General features: G+C 56.2%; 12 protein-coding genes. 1 reads left to right on the top strand and 11 read right to left on the bottom strand.

Annotation, left to right across the window (positions count from 1 at the left end):
• Nucleotides 1-11 precede the first annotated feature (11 nt).
• From rplW to rpsJ, 4 genes are read right to left on the bottom strand one after another with little or no spacing between them, the layout of a single operon-like run.
• Entirely contained in the window at nucleotides 12-314 is a 303-nt protein-coding gene (gene rplW, locus HMPREF2928_RS02395) for a 50S ribosomal protein L23 (RefSeq protein WP_005504959.1), read from the bottom strand.
• The gene (gene rplD, locus HMPREF2928_RS02390; RefSeq protein WP_005504957.1) at nucleotides 314-931 is read right to left on the bottom strand and encodes a 50S ribosomal protein L4; all 618 of its coding nucleotides are present in this window, start codon (nucleotides 929-931) and stop codon (nucleotides 314-316) included. The genes rplW and rplD overlap by 1 nt, the downstream gene beginning before the upstream one ends.
• A gap of 6 nt (nucleotides 932-937) precedes the next feature.
• The gene (gene rplC, locus HMPREF2928_RS02385) at nucleotides 938-1,594 is read right to left on the bottom strand and encodes a 50S ribosomal protein L3 (RefSeq protein WP_005504955.1); all 657 of its coding nucleotides are present in this window, start codon (nucleotides 1,592-1,594) and stop codon (nucleotides 938-940) included.
• A 13-nt stretch (nucleotides 1,595-1,607) separates the two neighbouring features.
• Complete coding sequence (rpsJ, locus tag HMPREF2928_RS02380) at nucleotides 1,608-1,916, bottom strand: 30S ribosomal protein S10 (RefSeq protein ID WP_004005287.1); 309 nt, start codon at nucleotides 1,914-1,916, stop codon at nucleotides 1,608-1,610.
• A 486-nt stretch (nucleotides 1,917-2,402) separates the two neighbouring features.
• Here rpsJ and HMPREF2928_RS02375 point away from each other — a divergent pair, with 486 nt between their 5' ends.
• On the top strand, nucleotides 2,403-5,822 hold the full coding sequence (locus tag HMPREF2928_RS02375) for a Fe2+/Zn2+ uptake regulation protein (protein WP_070687285.1): 3,420 nt from the start codon (nucleotides 2,403-2,405) through the stop codon (nucleotides 5,820-5,822).
• Nucleotides 5,823-6,424: 602 nt separating this feature from the next.
• On the opposite strand, the gene tuf is transcribed toward HMPREF2928_RS02375, so the two are convergent.
• From tuf to rpoB, 7 genes are all read right to left on the bottom strand, one after another.
• Nucleotides 6,425-7,615, bottom strand: coding sequence for an elongation factor Tu (gene tuf / locus HMPREF2928_RS02365; protein WP_005508397.1), 1,191 nt, complete (start codon nucleotides 7,613-7,615; stop codon nucleotides 6,425-6,427).
• Nucleotides 7,616-7,815: 200 nt separating this feature from the next.
• Complete coding sequence (gene fusA / locus HMPREF2928_RS02360; protein ID WP_005508395.1) at nucleotides 7,816-9,930, bottom strand: elongation factor G; 2,115 nt, start codon at nucleotides 9,928-9,930, stop codon at nucleotides 7,816-7,818.
• 72 nt (nucleotides 9,931-10,002) lie between these two features.
• Nucleotides 10,003-10,473, bottom strand: coding sequence for a 30S ribosomal protein S7 (gene rpsG / locus HMPREF2928_RS02355; RefSeq protein WP_005504941.1), 471 nt, complete (start codon nucleotides 10,471-10,473; stop codon nucleotides 10,003-10,005).
• Nucleotides 10,473-10,847: a 30S ribosomal protein S12 gene (gene rpsL / locus HMPREF2928_RS02350; protein ID WP_005504939.1), complete on the bottom strand. Its 375-nt coding sequence runs from the start codon at nucleotides 10,845-10,847 to the stop codon at nucleotides 10,473-10,475. Before rpsL ends, rpsG begins: the two co-directional genes overlap by 1 nt.
• Before the next feature lie 637 nt (nucleotides 10,848-11,484).
• The gene (locus HMPREF2928_RS02345; protein WP_070687284.1) at nucleotides 11,485-13,515 is read right to left on the bottom strand and encodes a neutral/alkaline ceramidase; all 2,031 of its coding nucleotides are present in this window, start codon (nucleotides 13,513-13,515) and stop codon (nucleotides 11,485-11,487) included.
• A 582-nt stretch (nucleotides 13,516-14,097) separates the two neighbouring features.
• A complete protein-coding gene (locus tag HMPREF2928_RS02340) occupies nucleotides 14,098-18,000 on the bottom strand; it encodes a DNA-directed RNA polymerase subunit beta' (RefSeq protein WP_070687283.1) in 3,903 nt (1,300 codons plus the stop codon).
• Between the two features lie 110 nt (nucleotides 18,001-18,110).
• Nucleotides 18,111-21,617 (bottom strand): DNA-directed RNA polymerase subunit beta, encoded by a 3,507-nt coding sequence (rpoB, locus tag HMPREF2928_RS02335; protein WP_005504932.1) that lies wholly within the window; start codon nucleotides 21,615-21,617, stop codon nucleotides 18,111-18,113.
• Between the last annotated feature and the right edge of the window lie 105 nt (nucleotides 21,618-21,722).

Raw genomic sequence — 21,722 nt, 5'->3', positions numbered from 1 at the left:
CTCCGCGGGGCTTATGCCTGCGGACCGCCGAAGATGTCGATGGTGCCTTCCTTGAGGGTCACAATCGCACGCTTGGTGTTCTTGCGAGCGCCCCAACCGAAACGGGTGCGCTTGCGCTTGCCCTGACGGTTGATGGTGTTGACGGAAGCAACCTTGACGTCAAAGATCTTCTCGATGGCCTGCTTGATTTCCAGCTTGTTGGAATCGGTAGCGACCTCGAAGGTGTACTTACCTTCGTCGAGCTGACCGTAGCTCTTCTCGGAAACGACGGGAGCGATGATCACGTCGTATACAGACTTGGTGGAAACGCTCATTACTTAGCGCCCTCCTTCTTCTGAGCTGCAGCAACGAATGCGTCGAATGCTGCCTTGGTGAAGACCACGTCGTCAGAAACCAGCACATCGTAGGTGTTGAGCTGATCTGCGTACAGAACGTGGACGTTCTCCAGGTTACGTGCGGACAGAGCCACAACGTCCTCTGCACGAGCAATCACAAGAAGGATGTTCTTGCGCTCGGTGATAGCTGCGAATGCAGCCTTTGCAGCCTTGGTCGAGGGGGTTTCACCAGAGATGAAGTTCTCGACAACGTGGACGCGGTCGTGACGAGCGCGGTCGGAGAGAGCACCGCGCAGTGCAGCGGCGATCATCTTCTTGGGGGTGCGCTGTGCGTAGTTACGCGGGGTCGGACCGTGAACAACGCCACCGCCGGTCATGTGCGGTGCACGGATGGAGCCCTGACGTGCGTTACCGGTACCCTTCTGCTTGAAGGGCTTACGGCCTGCACCGGAAACCTCGCCGCGGTTCTTGGTCTTGTGGGTGCCCTGGCGTGCAGCAGCGAGCTGTGCAACGACAACCTGGTGCAGCAGGGGCACGGATGCCTGCGCGTCGAAAATCTCTGCGGGCAGGTCTACCTTAAGGGTCTTAACAGCCATGATGTATTAGGCTCCCTTCACAGCGGTACGAACCAGAACAACGCCGCCCTTGGGACCGGGGATTGCGCCCTTGATCAGCAGGACATTGTTCTCTGCGTCCACACCCTGGATAGTCAGGTTCAAGGTAGTGTGACGTGCTGCGCCCATACGGCCAGCCATGCGCATACCCTTGAACACGCGTGCGGGGTAGGATGCGCCACCGATGGAACCGGGCTTACGGTGGTTCTTGTGCTGACCGTGAGACGCGCCAACACCCTTGAAGCCGTGACGCTTCATAACACCTGCGAAGCCCTTACCCTTGGTCTTACCAACGACGTCGACCTTCTGGCCTGCTTCGAAGAGCTCAACGGTCAGTTCCTGACCGAGGGAATACTCAGAAGCATCTGCGGTACGCAGCTCGACGATGTGGCGACGGGGGGTAACACCGGCCTTCTCGAAGTGACCAGCCAGGGGCTTGGTAACCTTGCGAGAGTCGATTGCACCGAAACCGATCTGAACAGCTTCGTAGCCGTCAGTTTCCTGGTTACGGATCTGGGTAACAACGTTAGAATCAGCCTTGACGACGGTGACGGGCACGAACTTGCCGTCCTCGTCCCAGACCTGGGTCATGCCGAGCTTGGTGCCCAGCAGGCCCTTCACCTGGCGCTCGAATTTGTTAGTCATTAGATGCGATCCTCTACAGCTTGATCTCGATGTTTACGTCTGCCGGCAGGTCGAGACGCATGAGGGCATCAACAGCCTTGGGGGTCGGATCAACAACGTCGATCAGACGCTTGTGCGTACGCATCTCGAAGTGCTCGCGGCTGTCCTTGTACTTGTGGGGAGAACGGATAACACAGTAAACGTTCTTCTCGGTCGGCAGCGGCACGGGGCCAACTACAGTTGCGCCTGCGCCCTTTACCGTTTCGACGATTTTCCGTGCCGAAGAATCGATGACCTCGTGGTCATAGGACTTCAGACGGATGCGGATTTTCTGTCCCGCCATCTGTCGGACTCTCTTTCTTGATGTATTCCCTGTATCGGAGCTTTTGCCCCTTTGTTATAGCGCTTAAGGAACGCGATATATTCATCACGTGCGCCACTCAGAACGGACTGAATCCGGCTTTGCCGGGTTCCTCACCCCGCCTGAGTACCGACCCCCGAACTCGGGCGTGTCGCCTATTTTCTAGACAAACTCGTCCCGTCATCCTTCGGACCGGGTCATACGTGGGCCTACCTTTAGTGCAGGTAGACGCTTTGACAACGTCGTCAATTCTCTCAGAGATAGAGCGCTTACGCAATACAAACACGAGTTAAGTGCTTAAGAACACTTAACTGTCTCTGTCAATTTGAGGCACTTCCCTGAATGCAACTCTCAGGGAGCTTTCAATCTACTTTCAGTAAGTTCCATGCGCTTTATTGCTCGTAATAAAGCTTTTAGGTCTAAAGACTCTCGTATCGTAGAAGTATCACTACAGCCTAAGGAGAAACCATGTCTCAGCCGACACAACCTCATCAGGCATCCTCTAGCTCTCACTCTTCATCTCAGAGCCCTCAGCATGTCCAGCCGCAAGGTCTCGGTCTGTACGTTCCCCCATCCCTGTCGGGTCCGTATCCTCAGCCTCCTGCGCAGCGCCGCCGGGTCAATGAGGACATCTTCCTCAATATTGTTCTGTACATCGGTTCGCTCCTGCTCATCGGTGCTGCGGGTCTTTTTGTCACCTCTGTGACGTCTTCTCAGGATGAAACGGCTATCTTCCGTGTCCTCGCAATGGCGCTTGGAGCAGTCGTCTTCTACGGAGCCGGTCTGCTCACCTACCGTTTCGTAGAGCGCCTGCGTATTGCCTCCTACTCTTTTGCAGCAACCGGTCTTGCGTTTATTCCTCTGACTGGCCTTGCTGCCTATGTCCTCAAGATTTGGGCTGAAGGACGCTACGTCTGGCTTCTCACGTCTCTGGTTGGCACTGCAGCCATTGTTGGTGCCTGTGCCCTCATGCGTAACCGCGTGATGGCGTACCTGCTGATTTCGTTCATTGTTTCGGATTCATTGGCGGCTACGAAGGTAGCGGCTCTGCCTTTCGTTTGGTATTTTGTTTCACTGACTGCGGTTGCCACCGTTCTGGGTTTGGTTCTGCATTTTGCCCCGAATGCTGCTCCGAAGGGCATCCGCGAAGGTCTTGTTGATTCTTCCCGCATTTTTGTTCCGGCTACTGCCATCGCTATTTTCTTCTTCACCAACGATCTGAGCTACACGGATGCGGGTATTGCGTTTGCAGTCATGTCTGTGCATGCCATTCTGTTCACCTGGCTGAACGGTACGGCGGATTACTACGCCCAGGCACGCATCTACCCTATTGCATCCATTCTCTCCTTCATCATGGACTCGGATCACGGCCCGTGGTTCCCCAGCATCTTCTTCGTCTCTGTTCTGGTTGTTAACCTGATTTCTGCCTACGTATTTATTCCTCGTCTGCAGAAGACTATTGCTGGTTCCGCTCCTGCTGCCGATGAACAGCTCAAGCAGCTGCAAAGCACCCCGTCTATCCCATGGGCGAAGGAATCTCTTCACCAACCCGCTCGCAAGATAGAGTGGTTGCCGGCAATTGACGCATGCGTCGGCGTGTTCTTCTCTTTCTTCGCTCTCATTGATGCCTTCTTCACTGCTCATGCTGCCGATAGCCCTGTATACGCAACGCGCTGGAGCGCTTTCCTTCCTTATGCAGAAGGTAATCAAGGTATCTTCCCTGCCCCCTGGGTTATTGGTGTCCTCTGCATTGTGAGTTTCTTGCTGTACCGCAAGGCAATCCAGCCTCTGCTACTCATGAGTTTTGTAGCGCTCATTCCAGTTGTTGGCATGTACGCGTCCCCCGGCAATCAGGGTACTTTCTACCTCTTCTTTACCGCGGCAGTAGTCATCTATCTGGTCAGTGCTAAGGCCCCTGAGGCACGTACCGCTGGAGCGGTACTGAGCAACATCGGTTATGCCATTGGTATGATTCAACTCTTCCTCGCTCTCATTCCTGAGATGCAGACTTCTGAGTCGCTTTTGATGTTTGCGTTGGTCTGCGCCGTTATTGCGCTACTGACTTTTGTCCTCTCTCAGGGCGTTGCAGCGCAGAACGCAAGCTACCGTCTTGTAGAGATGTCGGTCTACCTCTTCTTGGGCGTTTTTGCTCTCTTCGTCGGGTACGTAGCTAACCATGCTGATGGCGGAGCGCATGGCCGATTCTGGATTGGTTTCCCTCTCTTCTCGGGTGCCGTCCTCTTCTTGAGCGTGCTGGGCGCTCTTATTCTGGCTCGCGCGTTGCGACTTTCGGACGTTGGGTCCTTCCGCTCCACGCTTGTCATGTTTGTCCGTATCGCGTTCTACTCGACTCTGCTTATCGCGACGATTGGCTCGCGACACTACCTGCTGTACGACTTGCAGAAGGAGTACATCGCTGTAGCACTGCCGTCGCTCCTGACCGTCGTCTACGGTGCGCTTGGTTTCTTTATGCCGGCTGGCTCTTCGATTCGTTCGGAACTACTCACCGTTGCACGATTCCCCATCTGCTGGTCTGTCATTCTGCTCGCTATCAGCGGCAATATGAAGGAATCGCTTGTAGACTTCCTCGTACTTGCCCTGCTGGCGGTTCAGGCGCTGTGCAGCGTGCTACTCTACGCGTACTCCAAGCGAAACTACGAGGCATACGCAGCAGCGACTTTCTTTACTCTTGGTTCTATCCTGAGCGTAGGCCGTTTCATTGGCGATTTTGATAATCTTCTGTTCGCGGTAGCAACTCCTGCTATCTTCATCTCTGTATGGGTGCTTGCCCTTATCTTCAGGGTCTCCCGCATGCAGATTGGTGCCTCCATCAGCATCACGACTTTCTGCATCGGTGCTCTGTGGAATCTCTTCAACACGAGGGAAAGCACAATGGAGATGACTCTTCTGGGCTACTACGCTCTGATTGCCGTCATCATCCTGTTCGTTCTGAAGGTCACGCTCCCGGTTGAGGTCTTCGGTGTGAGGGCAAATGTTCGTCCTCGCATCGCTGTTCCGGCCGGTAATACGATGGTTGATTTGCCGATGCACGGCCCGCTGGGTGCCCCCTACGCGCGTTTCATGTCTCGCCGTCCCCTGAGCCAGGGTATCTATGCACCGGTCAATACGCTGCTGATGATTCCCGCTCTGGCGGTGCTGGGATTCTACACCTTCGTTGGGTTGGTTTTTGAGCCCAGGCAGGTGGAGCTCAACGCACTTCTCTGGGGTCTGGGTGCTCTGTCCTTCGTATCTGTCACCAAGGCGAAGAACCTGCCGATTGTCTGCACCACGGCGTTCAGCCTCTTCATCGCCCGTCTGGTCATTGATTACTCGAAGTCCAACCCCCTGAGCGTCATTCTTGAGGTTGCTCTCCTGATTCTGCTGGCTGTTGTGGCAGCCAAGGTTCTCAAGAACTTCATCGCAAAGAGGCCTGTAGATACGCAGGTATCGGATTCTCCTCTGTACTGGGCTTTGGGTCTGCAGGTGTTCCTCACCCTGGTAACGTGGGCAGTTCCCGCTGATGGTCCGGATATCGTGGTGTTGGTACTCGGTATTGCCCTGACTCTCCTGAGCGCTCTGCTGCTCGACCGGGTATGGACCTATATCGCAACTGCGCTAGTCACCCTCGACCTGGCAATTTTGCTCAACGGTCTGAACCCGCTGACCCTGCTGATCATCTCTATTCTGCTCATTGCCGGCGTTATCTGGCGTCTGCTGGTGCGACAGAACAAGCAGGATGCAGTAGCTCCGCACCAGGATTCTGAGCAGCTTGGGGATTTCTCACAGCCTCAGAATCAGCAAGGCAGGTACACCCAGGGTAATGTCCAGATGCCGCTGCCTCCGGTTCCTCAGCAGGGATACCAGCCTCGTGACGGGGAGAATATCTAACCTGTTGCAGGTATAGGTTCTATTCCTGCGGCATTCTGTAGTAGGATTACCTATGTCCCTTACGAGGGGCAGTCATTCGAATCGCGGTTCCCAGCCTTCGGGCTGGGAACCGTTTTTCTTTGTCCGCAGATCTTATATTCCTATCTGCAGGGTCTTTAGACGCTCCCCCGCCGCAAGCCGGTCCACATGACCAGGTTCTTTCTGAGGTCTGCAAATCTCTAAACAGATCAGGCAGTCATTCACCTACCCGTGCTCTTTCCATATCCAGGAGTTCAGGATTTACAGCTAGAAGGTACGGACTTGCCATGCCGCCGCAGGGGGATTTCTATCGTTACGAATGCAACGTGAACTTCCGCTATTACTACGCAGTTTCCCCACTCAGAAGTCTTGAGCGACTGCTAAAGGGGACCGAGAACGCCCAGAGCTGTACTTTAGCAGCCCTGCTGATAATGCCGCTTTCTCTGCTTCGGCAGAGTCCTCAACAGGCCAAAATGGGCATAACAAAAGGACCCCCGCAGATGCGGGGGTCCTTGAGTATCGCTACCTGATGGAGAGTTTTCTCTCCGGCAAATCTTTAGCGAATTGTCGTAAATTTACGGCAATTACTTGATGATCTTGGTAACGCGACCCGAACCAACGGTGCGGCCACCCTCACGGATAGCGAAGCCGAGGCCCTCTTCCATTGCGATGGGCTGGATCAGGGTAACGGTCATCTCGGTGTTGTCACCGGGCATAACCATCTCGGTGCCCTCGGGGAGGGTGATAACGCCGGTCACGTCAGTAGTACGGAAGTAGAACTGAGGACGGTAGTTGGAGTAGAAGGGGTTGTGACGGCCACCCTCATCCTTGGAGAGGATGTAGACGTTTGCCTCGAACTCGGTGTGGGGGGTGATGGAGCCCGGCTCCACGACAACCTGACCACGCTCAACATCGTCACGCTTCAGACCACGCAGCAGCAGACCACAGTTCTCGCCTGCCCATGCTTCGTCGAGCTGCTTGTGGAACATCTCGATACCGGTAACGGTGGTCTTCTGGATCGGACGGATACCGACGATCTCGACCTCGGAGTTGATCTTCAGGGTACCGCGCTCTGCACGACCGGTAACAACGGTGCCACGACCGGTGATGGTGAAGACGTCCTCGATGGGCATGAGGAAGGGCTTGTCCTTCTCACGCACGGGGTCCGGAATGTAGGTGTCGACTGCGTCCATGAGCTCCTCGACCTTAGCAACCCACTCGGGGTCGCCTTCGAGAGCCTTCAGTGCGGAAACGCGAACAACGGGAGCGTTGTCGCCGTCGAACTCCTGCGAGGAGAGGAGGTCACGGACCTCCATCTCGACGAGGTCGAGGAGCTCTTCGTCGTCAACCATGTCTGCCTTGTTCAGTGCAACCAGCAGGGTGGGGACGCCAACCTGGCGAGCGAGCAGAACGTGCTCGCGGGTCTGTGCCATGGGGCCGTCGGTAGCTGCAACCACGAGGATTGCGCCGTCCATCTGAGCCGCACCGGTAATCATGTTCTTGACGTAGTCAGCGTGGCCGGGAGCGTCAACGTGTGCGTAGTGGCGCTTCTCGGTCTGGTACTCGATGTGAGCAATGTTAATGGTAATACCGCGCTGGCGCTCCTCGGGAGCGGAGTCGATCATACCGAAGTCGCGCTTCTCGTTCAGGTCCGGGTACTTGTCAGCCAGAACCTTGGAGATTGCTGCGGTCAGGGTGGTCTTACCGTGGTCAACGTGACCAATGGTACCGACGTTAACGTGAGGCTTGGAGCGCTCGAACTTAGCCTTAGCCAAGAGTGTTCCTCCTAGAACGATTGAAAACATGCACGCGGATCTTCGCTCCGGCGCATCCCGTTATAAAACGGTCTAGCGTCTACAATAGCGGATTACGCCGCAGAGATGAAACTGTTCATGCTCTCAATAATGGATTTAATTGAAAATTTTAGCGTGGGCCACAGGTTTTTAGCCCGTGGCCCACGGGTGAGACGCGAAAATTACTCGCCGCGGCTCTTCTGGATGATCTCGTCAGCGACGTTCTTGGGAACCTCGCCGTAGCTATCGAATGCCATCGAGAACACTGCACGACCCTGGGTCTTGCCACGCAGGTCGCCAATGTAACCGAACATTTCGGTCAGGGGCACGATAGCCTTGATGATCTTAACGCCGGATGCGTCCTCCATGGAACGAACCTGGCCACGGCGGGAGTTCAGGTCGCCGATAACGTCGCCCATGTACTCCTCGGGGGTACGAACCTCAACGTCCATCAGCGGCTCGAGTAGGACCGGGTTAGCGCGCTTAGCGCCTTCCTTGAAGACCATCGAACCAGCGATCTTGAACGCCATTTCGGAGGAGTCGACGTCGTGGTAAGCACCGTCAATCAGGGTTGCCTTCACGCCCACCATCGGGTAGCCAGCGAGGACACCGAACTTCATAGCGTCCTGGATACCAGCATCGACCGAGGGGATGTACTCGCGAGGAACGCGGCCACCGGTGACCTTGTCCTCGAACAGGTACAGCTCTTCGCCATCCAGGGGCAGGGGCTCGAAGGAGACCTGCACCTTTGCGAACTGACCGGAACCACCGGTCTGCTTCTTGTGGGTGTAGTCGACCTTCTCGACTGCCTTCTTGATGGTCTCGCGGTAAGCAACCTGAGGCTTACCAACGTTAGCCTCAACCTTGAACTCGCGCTTCATACGGTCAACGATGATGTCCAGGTGCAGCTCACCCATACCACCAATTTCGGTCTGACCGGTTTCTTCGTTCAGCGAAACGGTGAAGGTGGGGTCCTCAGCGGAAAGCTTCTGGATAGCGGTGGACATCTTCTCCTGGTCACCCTTGGTCTTGGGCTCGATAGCCACGAAAATCACGGGATCGGGGAAGGTCATCGACTCGAGAACGATCGGGTGTGCGGGGTCGCACAGGGTGTCACCGGTGGTGGTGTCCTTCAGACCAATCGCAGCGTAAATGTGACCTGCGGTAATCTCCTCAACCGGGTTCTCCTTGTTGGAGTGCATCTGGAAGAGCTTACCGATGCGCTCCTTCTTACCCTTGGTGGAGTTCAGAACCTGCTGGCCCTGAGCTGCAACACCGGAGTAAACACGGGTGTAGGTCAGCTGACCGTAGAACGGGTGAGCTGCAACCTTGAACGCCAGTGCTGCGAAGGGCTCGTCTGCGGATGCCTTACGGGTCAGCTTCTCTTCCTCGTTGGAGGGGTTGGAACCGACAACGTCCGGAACGTCCAGCGGGGAGGGCAGGTACTCAATCACAGCGTCCAGCATGGGCTGAACACCGCGGTTCTTGAATGCAGAACCGCAGAGAACGGGGAATGCCTCGCCGGAGATAACAAGCTGACGGATACCCGACTTAATCTCGGGGATAGTCAGTTCGCCCTCTTCGAGGTACTTCTCCATGAGCTCTTCGCTGGACTCAGCAACAGCCTCAACCAGCTCAGCGCGGTACTGCTCAGCCTTCTCAACCAGGTCAGCAGGAATGTCCTGAACCTCGTAAGAAGCACCCATGCTCACGTCACCCTTGGCGTCGCCGGGCCAGACGTATGCCTTCATTTCGAGCAGGTCAACAACACCGAGGAAGTCGCTCTCAGCGCCGATGGGGAGCTGAACAACCAGCGGACGTGCGCCCAGGCGGTCGATGATGGTCTGAACGGTGAAGTAGAAGTCAGCACCCATCTTGTCCATCTTGTTGACGAAGCAGATACGGGGGACATCGTACTTGTCAGCCTGGCGCCAAACGGTCTCAGACTGGGGCTCAACACCTTCCTTGCCGTCGAACACAGCAACTGCGCCGTCGAGGACGCGCAGGGAGCGCTCAACCTCAACGGTGAAGTCGACGTGACCGGGGGTGTCGATAATGTTGATCTGGTTGTCCTTCCAGAAGCAGGTGGTTGCTGCGGAGGTAATGGTAATACCTCGCTCCTGCTCCTGAGCCATCCAGTCCATGGTGGAAGCGCCGTCGTGAGTCTCACCAATCTTGTGGTTAATACCGGTGTAGAACAGAATGCGCTCAGTGGTGGTGGTCTTACCGGCGTCGATGTGCGCCATAATACCGATGTTGCGGACCTTGTTAAGGTCGGTGAACACGTCAAGTGCCACGTTATTCTCCCTAAATGAGATACTCCGAAAGCCTGCCGACTCGAATCGACTCGGCAGGCTCTAAACGGAGAATTACCAGCGGTAGTGTGCGAAGGCCTTGTTGGACTCGGCCATCTTGTGAGTGTCCTCGCGACGCTTCACAGCGGCACCGAGACCATTGGATGCATCCAGGATCTCGTTCATCAGACGCTCAGTCATGGTCTTCTCGCGGCGCTGCTTGGAGAAGCCAACGAGCCAGCGAAGAGCCAGAGCGGTGGACCGGCCGGGGCGAACCTCAACCGGAACCTGGTAGGTTGCACCGCCAACGCGGCGGGAGCGAACCTCGAGAGAAGGCTTAATGTTGTCCATAGCCTTCTTCAGGGTTGCGACCGGGTCAGAACCGGTCTTCTTCTCGACACCCTCCAGGGCACCGTAGACGATGCGCTCTGCGACGGACTTCTTGCCGTCCAGCAGAACCTTGTTGATCAGCTGGGTGACCAGAGCGGAACCGTAAACAGGATCGTTTACGAGGGGACGCTTGGGAGCGGGACCCTTACGAGGCATTACTTCTTCTCCTTCTTAGCGCCGTAGCGGGAGCGAGCCTGGCCGCGACCCTTAACACCCTGGGTATCCAGAGCGCCACGAACGATCTTGTAGCGAACACCGGGGAGGTCCTTCACACGACCACCGCGAACGAGCACAATCGAGTGCTCCTGCAGGTTGTGACCCTCACCGGGGATGTATGCGGTAACCTCGACGCCGCCGTTGAGCTTGACACGAGCGACCTTACGCAGTGCCGAGTTCGGCTTCTTCGGGGTGGTGGTGTACACACGGGTGCACACGCCACGCTTCATGGGGTTGCCCTTCAGTGCGGGCGCCTTGGTCTTAACGACCTTGGGAGTCCGGCCCTTGCGGACCAGCTGCTGAATAGTAGGCACGTTTTCTCCGTTGCTTGATCGGGTTTCTCGTTAGAGAAGCCCGTATAAACTTACTGGCCCCCATCGCGTTGGATGGGTGCTCTCGGTTATCAGAAACGCTCGGATGCATATCCGGTTGGTTTCTATAGGTTCCTCGACATCTCGGCGAGTTCTCAGGGCTAAAATTCCCCACCATCAGAGGTGAAAAAGTTTTTGGGCACACTTAAAAATGGCATTTAGGCGTCAGCAAAAAGCAACGCCAAAGGACGGTATCCATACTGCCATTGATTCATCATGCCCGTGCCCTCGGGAAATATCCCGCGTAAACCCACCGGGGGTGGATCCTTGTGCACCGAGCTCAAGTACTTCGGATAAGACTATACAGGTTAAATCCCGCTTAATCTAGCGCCAGAGCGGGGATTCTTTGCTTTTAAGCCCCCATCTAAGGGCAAAAGCTGATGATTTACCTCACTTAAATTACATTGTTGGGATTCGCCCCTCCCCTGCACCTTCTCTGAGGCGATCCAAGCAGAAAGCCGCCAAGAATCACACACACGATTCTTGACGGCTTCAATACTTGCGGGAGGCGAGCACAGAACCGCGCCCGCCTCCCGCAAGAAAGTATTCAGTTATAAGGTCTGCCGCGGCGGCTACTGAGCTACACCACCTGGAAGACTCGAGTCTGCCCCTCAAACGGGGTAATAGTCTTTGAGTTCTTCTTGGCATTACCGTAGTAACGGATGCGGTACTGACCCTTAGGGGTATTTGCCGGAACACTCCAACGCACCGTCACCTGAGAAGCAGAAATGCCGATACGCTTCCACTCAAAGAAAGTGTCCGGGTTGTTATCCGCAGTATAGTACTTCCAGGTATTACCCACACGACGCTCAATTACAAAGTAGCTACCGTCGTGATGCATGTTGTTGTTCGGGTGCGCACCCACGAAACGAGCAGAGACTTCCTGGCGGCCAGCAATCGCATCCTGAGGCTGCTGGGTCACCTGACCGTAACGAGTGCCGAACATCGGGGTATCGTAGACAACCTTACCCTGCAGGCTGGCTACCGGGCGACGATCATTCGGACGGTCGCCAATACCCAGCGGCGTGCCGTTCTTCAGCGAAGTTCCAACAACATTAATGGTCTGACGGAACGCGCTGGAGGTGTAACGACCAAAGAGGGTCGCGCCGCCTTCATACTGCTGGGAGTCATACTCCTCAGGAGTCGTCACGTAGTGGTCGTAGGCGTTGGTGTAGCCCTGCAGAATAATGTGCGATTCGGGAACACCGAAGAGCTTGGCAGCATCCTGACGATACTGCACACCTACCGCACCGGTGAACTCACCGGGCATACCCAGCAGGTAGTAGTCACCGAAGCGCATAATCTGCACCGGATACTTTTCCTGAATGATCGTTCCATTTTTTGCAGAGAAGAGAATGCCCTTCGGCTGCTGGCAACGCGTCTGCGCAGCACTCGGAGTGAACACCAAAGTACCCAAAATAGAGGGGCGACCAGAGCCTTCCTTATAGACAGCCCAGCCACCGCCACCATCCTCGGTGGACCCCGCACCGAACGGAGTACCCAGGAAGCCCTGACAGGTTCGCTCATTATGGCCACTGCCGGTGTACTTGGCATCCACGTTCATACCCGAGAAATTGAAGTACGAAATACGCGAATCCAGACCCTTACCCACCGGAGTACCCGCGCTCTTGAGCTGAGAACGCACAGCATTAGCCTGCTTCTCACCCTGAATCTTCACATTCTTGAACTGGTCATTAGTGGGACCCTGACCAGGCTTCAACCAAGTATTCGGAGAAACATCACCAGCATTAGCATTCGCAAATGCAGCTACGAAGCCATCACCACTGCCAGGAACATTGCGGTCAACACCGTGGTCCTGGTTCTCCAGCAGGTACTCCGCGTAACCCTTGTTGTCGCTCGAAATCAAGGTGTTCTTCGAGGTCAAAGACGTCGGGTGAATTGCGAACCAGTTCAACACCGCACGAGTCTTACCGTTACGCTCCAGACGCAGAGTCATATTGGTCGGATCGGTACCGCCGGGCAGCTTAGAGCGAATCTCAGGAGAGTCCAGGTTGAACGCCTCGCGAGAACGGTTAACACCGACACCAGTCAGCTTTGAAGAAGAAATCGTCAGGTTACCGGGTGAAAGGTCCTTCGTCGCCTGGCGAATCGCCTTCAGTGACCCATCTACCTGTGCATTAAACGTGTCCTGATGGAAGCCCAGAGTCGTAATGTTGTACAGGCTCTGGTGCGTGATACCGCCAGGAGTTGCGTGAGTGTGGGTTGCAGTAATCATAATGTTCGATTCATCGTACGCAGAACCAAACTCAGCGCGGATACGCTTCACCAGCTCATCACGCAAAGACTGCCAACTGGTCAACGTATCGAGTACAACAATGAGGTTGCGCTTACCCGAGGCTCGATCCACAGCAATGAAAGCGCGTGCGTACTGGCGAGTATGCACACCGCTACCCTTCTGAGAGGTCTCACCGTAACCCATGAAGCCGACCTCACCGGGCTCACCGGTAATATCCGCCGCACCTGCACCAACCAGGTAGGGGGTAGCACTGGAGCTCTGAGAGGCAGGAGCTGCCGTCGCAATCTGGCCAGCGGGAAGAATTGCGGATGCCGCAATGAGGCATGCAGCACCAATGCGAGTTAGAGAATGCACGGGTGCTTTAAAGCACGAAAAGACAGAGGAGCGCTTTTGCCCACCTGCAGACAAAGAGGAATTCTGTTCAGGCATCTGAGATTGAGATGTTCCGGAGGGCAGTCGGGTGCCGCTAGTAGTCACCCGTCCGGAAGTGATTGGAGTGATATGCATGCCTTCAAGAATAGAACCTAGTCAAAAGGCTTTCCAGTTGAATTAGCATCGTTCAAATCAAGAACATTTATTCTATATATACCCCAAAGAAAAACGAGTGAATATTCTATATATTGCAGTTCTAGTGCGGTTTCTAGGGATATTTAGCATATTTGACCGCCATCTAATTTCTTGCCCTGTCAAGCAATTTTCTCATCATGAAAAATGATGCACTCCAATGATTTTTTCATAAATAAATTCGTCCACTAGGCATAAAATCTACAACCTCACATTGAAGGGTAAAGAATATTAAAGCCACGCTTAAAAGAAACCTCCACCTCCTCATGAAACAAAAAACGCGGATACCCGAGACAACTCGAGTATCCGCGTTCTTTATCAAGGACCAGGCCGGGGCTCTAAACCCTCAACCTACCCCTCACGGCAGAAGCCTTAGTCCAGACCACGACCGTACTCATCCAGCGAAACAGCCATAAAGCCGCCGTTGCCGTAAGTGTACACCTCGTTATCCATCTGGAACGCGCTCTGGTAACCACCGAAAGTGTCCAGAGCCTGCATACGCTCAGCAGTAGCCTGGGCGCTGGGCTCAACCTCAATATCGTTGTAACGTGCCAGACCGGTACCGGCGGGAACCAGCTTACCGATGATCACGTTCTCCTTCAGGCCGAGCAGCGGGTCAGTCTTCGCCTCCATAGCAGCCTGAGTCAGGACACGGGTGGTCTCCTGGAAGGAGGCCGCCGACAGCCAGGACTCGGTAGCCAGCGAAGCCTTGGTAATACCCATCATTTCCGGACGGCCAGCTGCGGGCTTCTTACCCTCAACCAGTGCCTTACGGTTAGCAGTCTGGAAAGCAATGTTATCAACCAGCTCACCAGGCAGAAGATCGGTATCACCGGACTCAATCACGGTCACGCGACGCAGCATCTGGCGAACAATAACCTCAACGTGCTTGTCGTGGATTTCCACACCCTGCGACTTGTACACGCCCTGAACCTCGCTCACCAGGTGCTTCTGAGCCTCACGAGGACCACGAATACGCAGAACCTCCTTCGGATCAACAGAACCGGTAGCCAGCTGATCGCCAACCTGAACGTGATCGCCGTTCTGCAGCTTAGAAGCCGCACGACGCAGAACAGTGTAGGACTGGGGCTCGGAACCATCGTCCGGGGTCACCACAATCTTGTAGGACTTCTCGGTATCCTCAATGGTCACGCGACCAGACACCTCAGAAATCGGGGCAACACCCTTGGGGGTACGAGCCTCGAACAGCTCCTGAATACGGGGCAGACCCTGAGTAATATCGTCAGCCGAAGCCACACCACCGGTGTGGAAGGTACGCATGGTCAGCTGGGTACCGGGCTCACCAATCGACTGAGCCGCAATAATACCAACAGCCTCACCAATGTCCACCAGCACGTTCGAAGCCATCGAACGACCGTAGCACAGTGCACACACACCAATAGCGGACTCACAGGTCAGAACCGAACGGACGCGAACATCCTTCACACCTGCCTTGAAGAGCTTCTCAATGAGCTCATCAGAGACATCGGAACCAGCAGCAGCCAGAACGTTGCCAGCCTCGTCCTTCACGTCAACCGCAAGGGTACGACCGTGAATCGAAGTCTCAACATCCTGGTGCAGACCGCCATCCTCATCAATCAGAGGCAGAACCAAACCGCGGCGAGTGCCACAGTCGTGCTCGCGAACGATAACGTCCTGCGAAACGTCCACCAGACGACGAGTCAGGTAACCCGAGTTAGCGGTACGCAGCGCAGTATCAGCCAGACCCTTACGTGCACCGTGGGTCGCGATGAAGTACTCCAGAACCGACAGGCCCTCACGGTACGAGGACTTAATCGGGCGAGGCATAATCTCACCCTTCGGGTTCGACACCAGACCACGGATACCCGCAATCTGACGGACCTGCATCCAGTTACCACGTGCACCGGAGGTCACCATACGGTAAATGGTGTTCAGACCACCGTGAGAGCTCAAGTTCTCACGCATAGCCTCTGCAACCACGTCGGTAGCCTCGGTCCAAACCTTAATCAGCTCCTGACGACGCTCTTCGTCATCGATGGTACCGATCTCAAAGTCGTCCTGAATTGCAGCAGCCTGCTTCTCGTAGCGCTCCATAATTGCCGGCTTCTCAGCAGGAGTAGCAATATCAGAAACAGCCACGGTCACGCCCGAACGAGAAGCCCAGTAGAAACCGGAGTTCTTCAGGTTATCCAGAGCACGAGCCACAACATCCATCGGGTAGCGCTCAGCCAGATCGTTAATCAGGCTACCCAGGCCCTTCTTATCTGCCACACCGGAGAACCAGGGGTAATCCTTCGGCAGAGCCTGGTTGAACAGAACCTGACCAACGGTGCAGTCCAGCAGCACGGGGTCGCCAGCCTTGTAACCCTCAGGAGCTTCCCAGCCCTCAGGAGCAACAAACTGGTCACCATCAAGGCGAATCTTCACCTTGGTGTACAGCTCAATCTCGTGACGATCCATCGCCATCAGAGCCTCAGACACCGAGGAGAATGCGTGACCCTCGTTCTTCTGACCATCGCGAGGAGTCGTCAGGTGGAACAGACCAATGATCATATCCTGCGAAGGAACAGCCACAGGGCGGCCATCCGACGGCTTCAGGATGTTGTTCGAGGACAGCATGAGGATACGAGCCTCAGCCTGAGCCTCGGGAGACAGCGGCAGGTGAACTGCCATCTGGTCACCATCGAAGTCAGCGTTGAACGCGGAGCAAACCAGCGGGTGTAGCTGAATAGCCTTACCCTCAACCAGCTTCGGCTCAAACGCCTGAATACCGAGGCGGTGCAGGGTAGGTGCACGGTTCAGCAGAACCGGGTGCTCAGCAATAACCTCTTCCAGAACGTCCCAAACCTGCGGGCGGAAACGCTCAACCATACGCTTAGCGCTCTTAATGTTCTGAGCGTGGCTCAGCTCCACCAGACGCTTCATGACGAAGGGCTTGAACAGCTCCAGCGCCATCTGCTTGGGCAGACCACACTGGTGCATCTGCAGCTGAGGACCAACCACAATCACGGAACGACCCGAGTAGTCAACACGCTTACCGAGCAGGTTCTGACGGAAACGGCCCTGCTTACCCTTCAGCATGTCAGACAGAGACTTCAGGGGGCGGTTACCGGGGCCGGTCACCGGGCGACCGCGACGACCGTTATCGAACAGCGAGTCCACGGCTTCCTGCAGCATACGCTTCTCGTTGTTCACGATAATCTCGGGAGCACCCAGCTCCAGCAGACGCTTCAAACGGTTGTTACGGTTAATCACACGACGGTACAGGTCGTTCAGGTCGGAGGTCGCGAAACGGCCACCGTCCAGCTGAACCATCGGGCGCAGTTCCGGCGGAATAACCGGAACAACATCCAGGACCATACCCAGCGGAGAGTTGTTAGTGGTCAGGAAGGCGTTAACAACCTTCAGACGCTTCAGAGCGCGGGTCTTCTTCTGCCCCTTACCGGTCTGAATAATCTCCTTGAGAGCCTCAGCCTCAGCCTCCAGGTCGAAGGACTCCAGACGCTTCTTAATAGCCTCTGCGCCCATAGCGCCCTCAAAGTACAGGCCGTACTTATCAATCATGGAACGGTACAGAGCCTCATCACCCTCAAGGTCAGCGACCTTCAGGTTCTTGAAGCGATCCCACACACGATCCAAGTGCTCAGCCTCACGTTCGTAGCGCTTACGCACCGACGCGAGCTGACGCTCAGCGTTATCGCGCAGCTTACGCTTCTCAGCAGCCTTGCCGCCCTCAGCCTCAATACGAGCCAGCTCCGCCTCAACCTCACGGCTGATAGCGTTCACGTCAGCGTTCAGAGCAGCCTCAAGCTCCTGCTTCTCACGATCGTGAGCAGCCTGCAGCATCGGCAGATCCTCGTGACGAGCCTCCTCGTCAACCTTAGTGATCATGTACGCAGCGAAGTAAATGACCTTCTCCAGGTCCTTCGGAGCCAGATCCAGCAGGTAACCCAGGCGGGAAGGAACACCCTTGAAGTACCAAATGTGGGTAACAGGAGCAGCCAGCTCAATGTGACCCATACGCTCACGACGTACCTTAGAGCGGGTCACCTCAACACCACAGCGCTCACACACAATGCCCTTGAAGCGCACGCGCTTGTACTTACCGCAGTAGCACTCCCAGTCCTTAGTGGGGCCGAAGATACGCTCGTCGAAGAGGCCGTCCTTCTCGGGCTTCAGGGTACGGTAGTTGATGGTCTCGGGCTTCTTAACCTCACCAAAAGACCAACGACGGATGTCGTCGGCGGTGGCGAGGCCAATTCGCATCAAACCAAGCGAAGATTCGTTGGACATATCGGTCCTAATCTCTTTCTGTAAGTTTCTGAAGACTTGGGTTAGCGGGCGGGAACCCCACAACGCACGCGAGCGCATGCGGGGCTCCCCACCCTAGAAGGAGGCGGTGCTTATGCCTCGTCGACGGAGCTAGGCTCGTCGTGGGTCAGGCTCACGCCCATATCTTCTGCTGCCCGGAAGCCTTCTTCCTCCGAGTCGCTCATCTCAATAATCTTGCCGTCGGTGGAGAGCACCTCGACGTTCAGGCACAGAGACTGCATTTCCTTGATAAGAACCTTGAAGGATTCGGGGATACCCGGCTCAGGGATGTTCTCGCCCTTCACGATAGCCTCGTAAACCTTCACACGGCCCGCCACGTCATCGGACTTGACGGTCAGGATTTCCTGCAGGGTGTATGCAGCGCCGTATGCTTCCAGCGCCCACACTTCCATCTCACCGAAGCGCTGACCACCGAACTGCGCTTTACCACCCAGAGGCTGCTGGGTAATCATCGAGTACGGACCGGTGGAACGAGCGTGAATCTTGTCATCCACCAGGTGGTGCAGCTTCAGGATGTACTGGTAACCAACCGAAATCGGGTCCGGGAACGGCTCACCGGAACGGCCGTCAATCAGACGTGCCTTACCGGAACGGTTGATCAGACGGTCACCATCGCGGTTCGGGTTCGAGTGGTCCATAAGGTCGAACAGTTCGTCCTCGTGGGCACCGTCGAACACCGGGGTTGCGAGGCGGGTCGGGCCGGATTCCTTCGGGAAGTTCGGCATGTGCTTAAGCCACTCGGGCTCGCCCTCAATCTTCCAACCCTGCTTAGCCAGCCAACCGGTGTGGACTTCCAGAACCTGACCAATGTTCATACGACCGGGCACGCCCAGCGGGTTCAGGATGACGTCCACGGGGGTACCGTCTTCCAGGAAGGGCATATCCTCGATCGGCAGGATCTTGGAAATAACACCCTTGTTACCGTGGCGGCCTGCAAGCTTGTCGCCGTCGGTAATCTTACGCTTCTGAGCCACGTACACGCGGACCAGCTGGTTCACGCCCGGGGGCAGATCGTCCTCATCGTTGTTCTCGCGGTCGAAGATACGGATACCGATGACGGTACCGGACTCGCCGTGAGGAACCTTCAGGGAGGTGTCGCGAACCTCGCGAGACTTCTCGCCGAAGATTGCGCGCAGCAGGCGCTCCTCGGGGGTCAGCTCGGTCTCGCCCTTGGGGGTGACCTTACCGACGAGGATGTCGCCAGCCTCAACCTCAGCACCGATGTGGATGATGCCGCGCTCGTCCAGAGCCGAGAGAACATCCTCGGACACGTTCGGAATGTCGCGGGTAATCTCCTCGGGGCCCAGCTTGGTGTCGCGGGCGTCAATCTCGTGCTCCTCAATGTGAATCGAGGTCAGCACGTCCTCAGAAACCATGCGCTGGGAGAGGATGATTGCATCCTCGTAGTTCAGGCCTTCCCACGGCATGTATGCCACGAGCAGGTTCTTACCCAGTGCCAGCTCGCCACCGTCGGTGGAGGGGCCATCAGCAATAACGTCGCGGTACTCGACGCGCTGGCCTTCCTTCACCACAACGCGCTGGTTGTAGCAGTTACCCGGGTTCGAGCGGGAGAACTTCATGATCGGGTAGGTGGAGACAGAGCCGTCGTCGTTACGGACGATAACGGTCTTAGCGTCCACGGAGGAAACCACACCGGGCTTCTTCGCGAGCACGGAGTCACCGGAGTCCAGTGCTGCGTACTTCTCCATACCGGTACCAACCACGGGAGCCTCAGACTCCAGCAGGGGCACAGCCTGACGCTGCATGTTAGCACCCATCAGTGCTCGGTTAGCGTCGTCGTGCTCCAGGTAAGGAATCAGAGCGGTAGCAACAGACACCATCTGGCGCGGGGAGACGTCCATGTACTGAACGGCGCCGGGAGCAACCAGAACAGCTTCGCCAGAACCATCGCCCGCGCGGCAGAGAACCTCGTTCTCAGCGAAGGTGCGGTCAGCGTTCAGCGGTGCGTTTGCCTGTGCGATAACAACAGACTTCTCGTCGTCAGCGGTCAGGTAGCGGACCTCATCGGTCACGCGGCCGTCAGTCACCACGCGGTAGGGGGTCTCAATGAAACCGAAGGAGTTGATGCGACCGTAGGTTGCCAGCGAACCGATCAGACCAATGTTCGGGCCTTCAGGGGTTTCAATGGGGCACATACGACCGTAGTGCGAGGGGTGGACGTCTCGAACTTCCATGCCTGCACGGTCACGGGACAGACCGCCCGGACCCAGTGCGGACAGACGACGCTTGTGGGTCAGACCTGCCAGCGGGTTGTTCTGGTCCATGAACTGGGACAGCTGAGAAGTACCGAAGAACTCCTTGATAGCTGCCACGACGGGGCGGATGTTCACCAGGGACTGCGGGGTGATAGCGTCCACGTCCTGGGTGGTCATGCGCTCGCGAACCACGCGCTCCATACGGGACAGACCGGTACGGATCTGGTTCTCAATCAGCTCGCCCACAGTGCGGATACGACGGTTACCGAAGTGGTCGATGTCGTCGATATCAATCTTGAGGGAGATCTCCTCGCCGTCACGGACGCCGGGGATGCTGGTCTCGCCTGCGTGCAGAGCGCAGAGGTAACGAATCATCTGAGCGATGTCGTCCTGGCTCAGCACGGAAGCCTCGGGGGAATCCATGGGAACGTCCACACCGAGCTTACGGTTCAGCTTGTAACGGCCAACCTTCGCCAGGTCATAGCGGCGCGGGGTGAAGTACATGTTGTCCAGCAGAGCCTGGGCAGCTTCAACCGTCGGGGGTTCGCCCGGACGCAGCTTGCGGTAGATGTCCAGCAGAGCCTCGTCGCGGTCCTTGACGGAGTCCTTCTCCAGGGTTGCGCGGATGGAGTCGTACTGACCGAACTCAGCCAGAATCTTAGACTCGGTCCAGCCCAGAGCCTTCAGCAGAACAGTCACGGACTGCTTACGCTTGCGGTCCAGACGCACGCCAACCTGGTCGCGCTTATCAATCTCAAGCTCGAACCATGCGCCGCGGGAAGGAATCACGCGGGCAGAGTAAATGTCCTTATCGGAGGTACGGTCCGGAGCCTTCTCGAAGTAAGCACCGGGGGAACGCACCAGCTGAGAAACGACCACACGCTCAGTACCGTTAATAACGAAGGTACCGGCCTCGGTCATCAGGGGGAAGTCACCCATGAACAGGGTCTGCTGCTTGACCTCGCCGGTAGCGAGGTTCATGAATTCAGCCTTAATGTACAGCGGAGCCGAGTAGGTTGCGTCGCGGTCCTTGCACTCCTCAACAGAGTACTTGGGGTCAGCAAACTCAGGCTCAGAGAAGGAGAGCTGCATAGTCTCCTGGAAGTCACGAATCGGGGAGATTTCTTCAAAAATCTCAGCCAGACCGGACTGAGCGGGGACAGAAGTGTCACCAGCAGCCTGCGCCTTCTCCAGACGCTCCGCCCAGCGCTCGTTACCAACGAGGCGGTCGAAGCTATCGGTCTGGATAGCAAGCAGGTTGGGAACCTTCAGCGGTTCGTTAATCTTCGCGAATGAAATTCGGCGCGAGACGTTCTCTGCGCCGTTAGCGGCGTCATGGTTAGAGGTGCTCGAAGCGACCAAAATGGGGATCCTTCCACAGACATGTCTGTTAGCAATCAGCCTCCCGGCGACATTACCGGCGACACGACAACCTCAGCCCCCGAATAAAACGGTGCTCGAAGCTAT

The organism is Rothia sp. HMSC072B04 (assembly GCF_001813725.1).
GTDB classification, from domain to species: Bacteria; Actinomycetota; Actinomycetes; order Actinomycetales; family Micrococcaceae; genus Rothia; species Rothia mucilaginosa.
The sequence above is the reverse complement of the archived record's forward strand: the minus strand, read 5'-3'. Positions and strand labels throughout refer to the sequence as shown.

What these genes read in the sequence shown, in the direction of transcription:
- rplC (WP_005504955.1), bottom strand. Translation starts at nt 1,594, where the DNA reads ATGACTAACAAATTCGAGCGCCAGGTGAAGGGCCTGCTGGGCACCAAG.
- HMPREF2928_RS02375 (WP_070687285.1), top strand. Translation starts at nt 2,403, where the DNA reads ATGTCTCAGCCGACACAACCTCATCAGGCATCCTCTAGCTCTCACTCT.
- rplD (WP_005504957.1), bottom strand. Translation starts at nt 931, where the DNA reads ATGGCTGTTAAGACCCTTAAGGTAGACCTGCCCGCAGAGATTTTCGAC.
- HMPREF2928_RS02340 (WP_070687283.1), bottom strand. Translation starts at nt 18,000, where the DNA reads ATGTCCAACGAATCTTCGCTTGGTTTGATGCGAATTGGCCTCGCCACC.
- rpsJ (WP_004005287.1), bottom strand. Translation starts at nt 1,916, where the DNA reads ATGGCGGGACAGAAAATCCGCATCCGTCTGAAGTCCTATGACCACGAG.
- rpsG (WP_005504941.1), bottom strand. Translation starts at nt 10,473, where the DNA reads ATGCCTCGTAAGGGTCCCGCTCCCAAGCGTCCCCTCGTAAACGATCCT.
- rplW (WP_005504959.1), bottom strand. Translation starts at nt 314, where the DNA reads ATGAGCGTTTCCACCAAGTCTGTATACGACGTGATCATCGCTCCCGTC.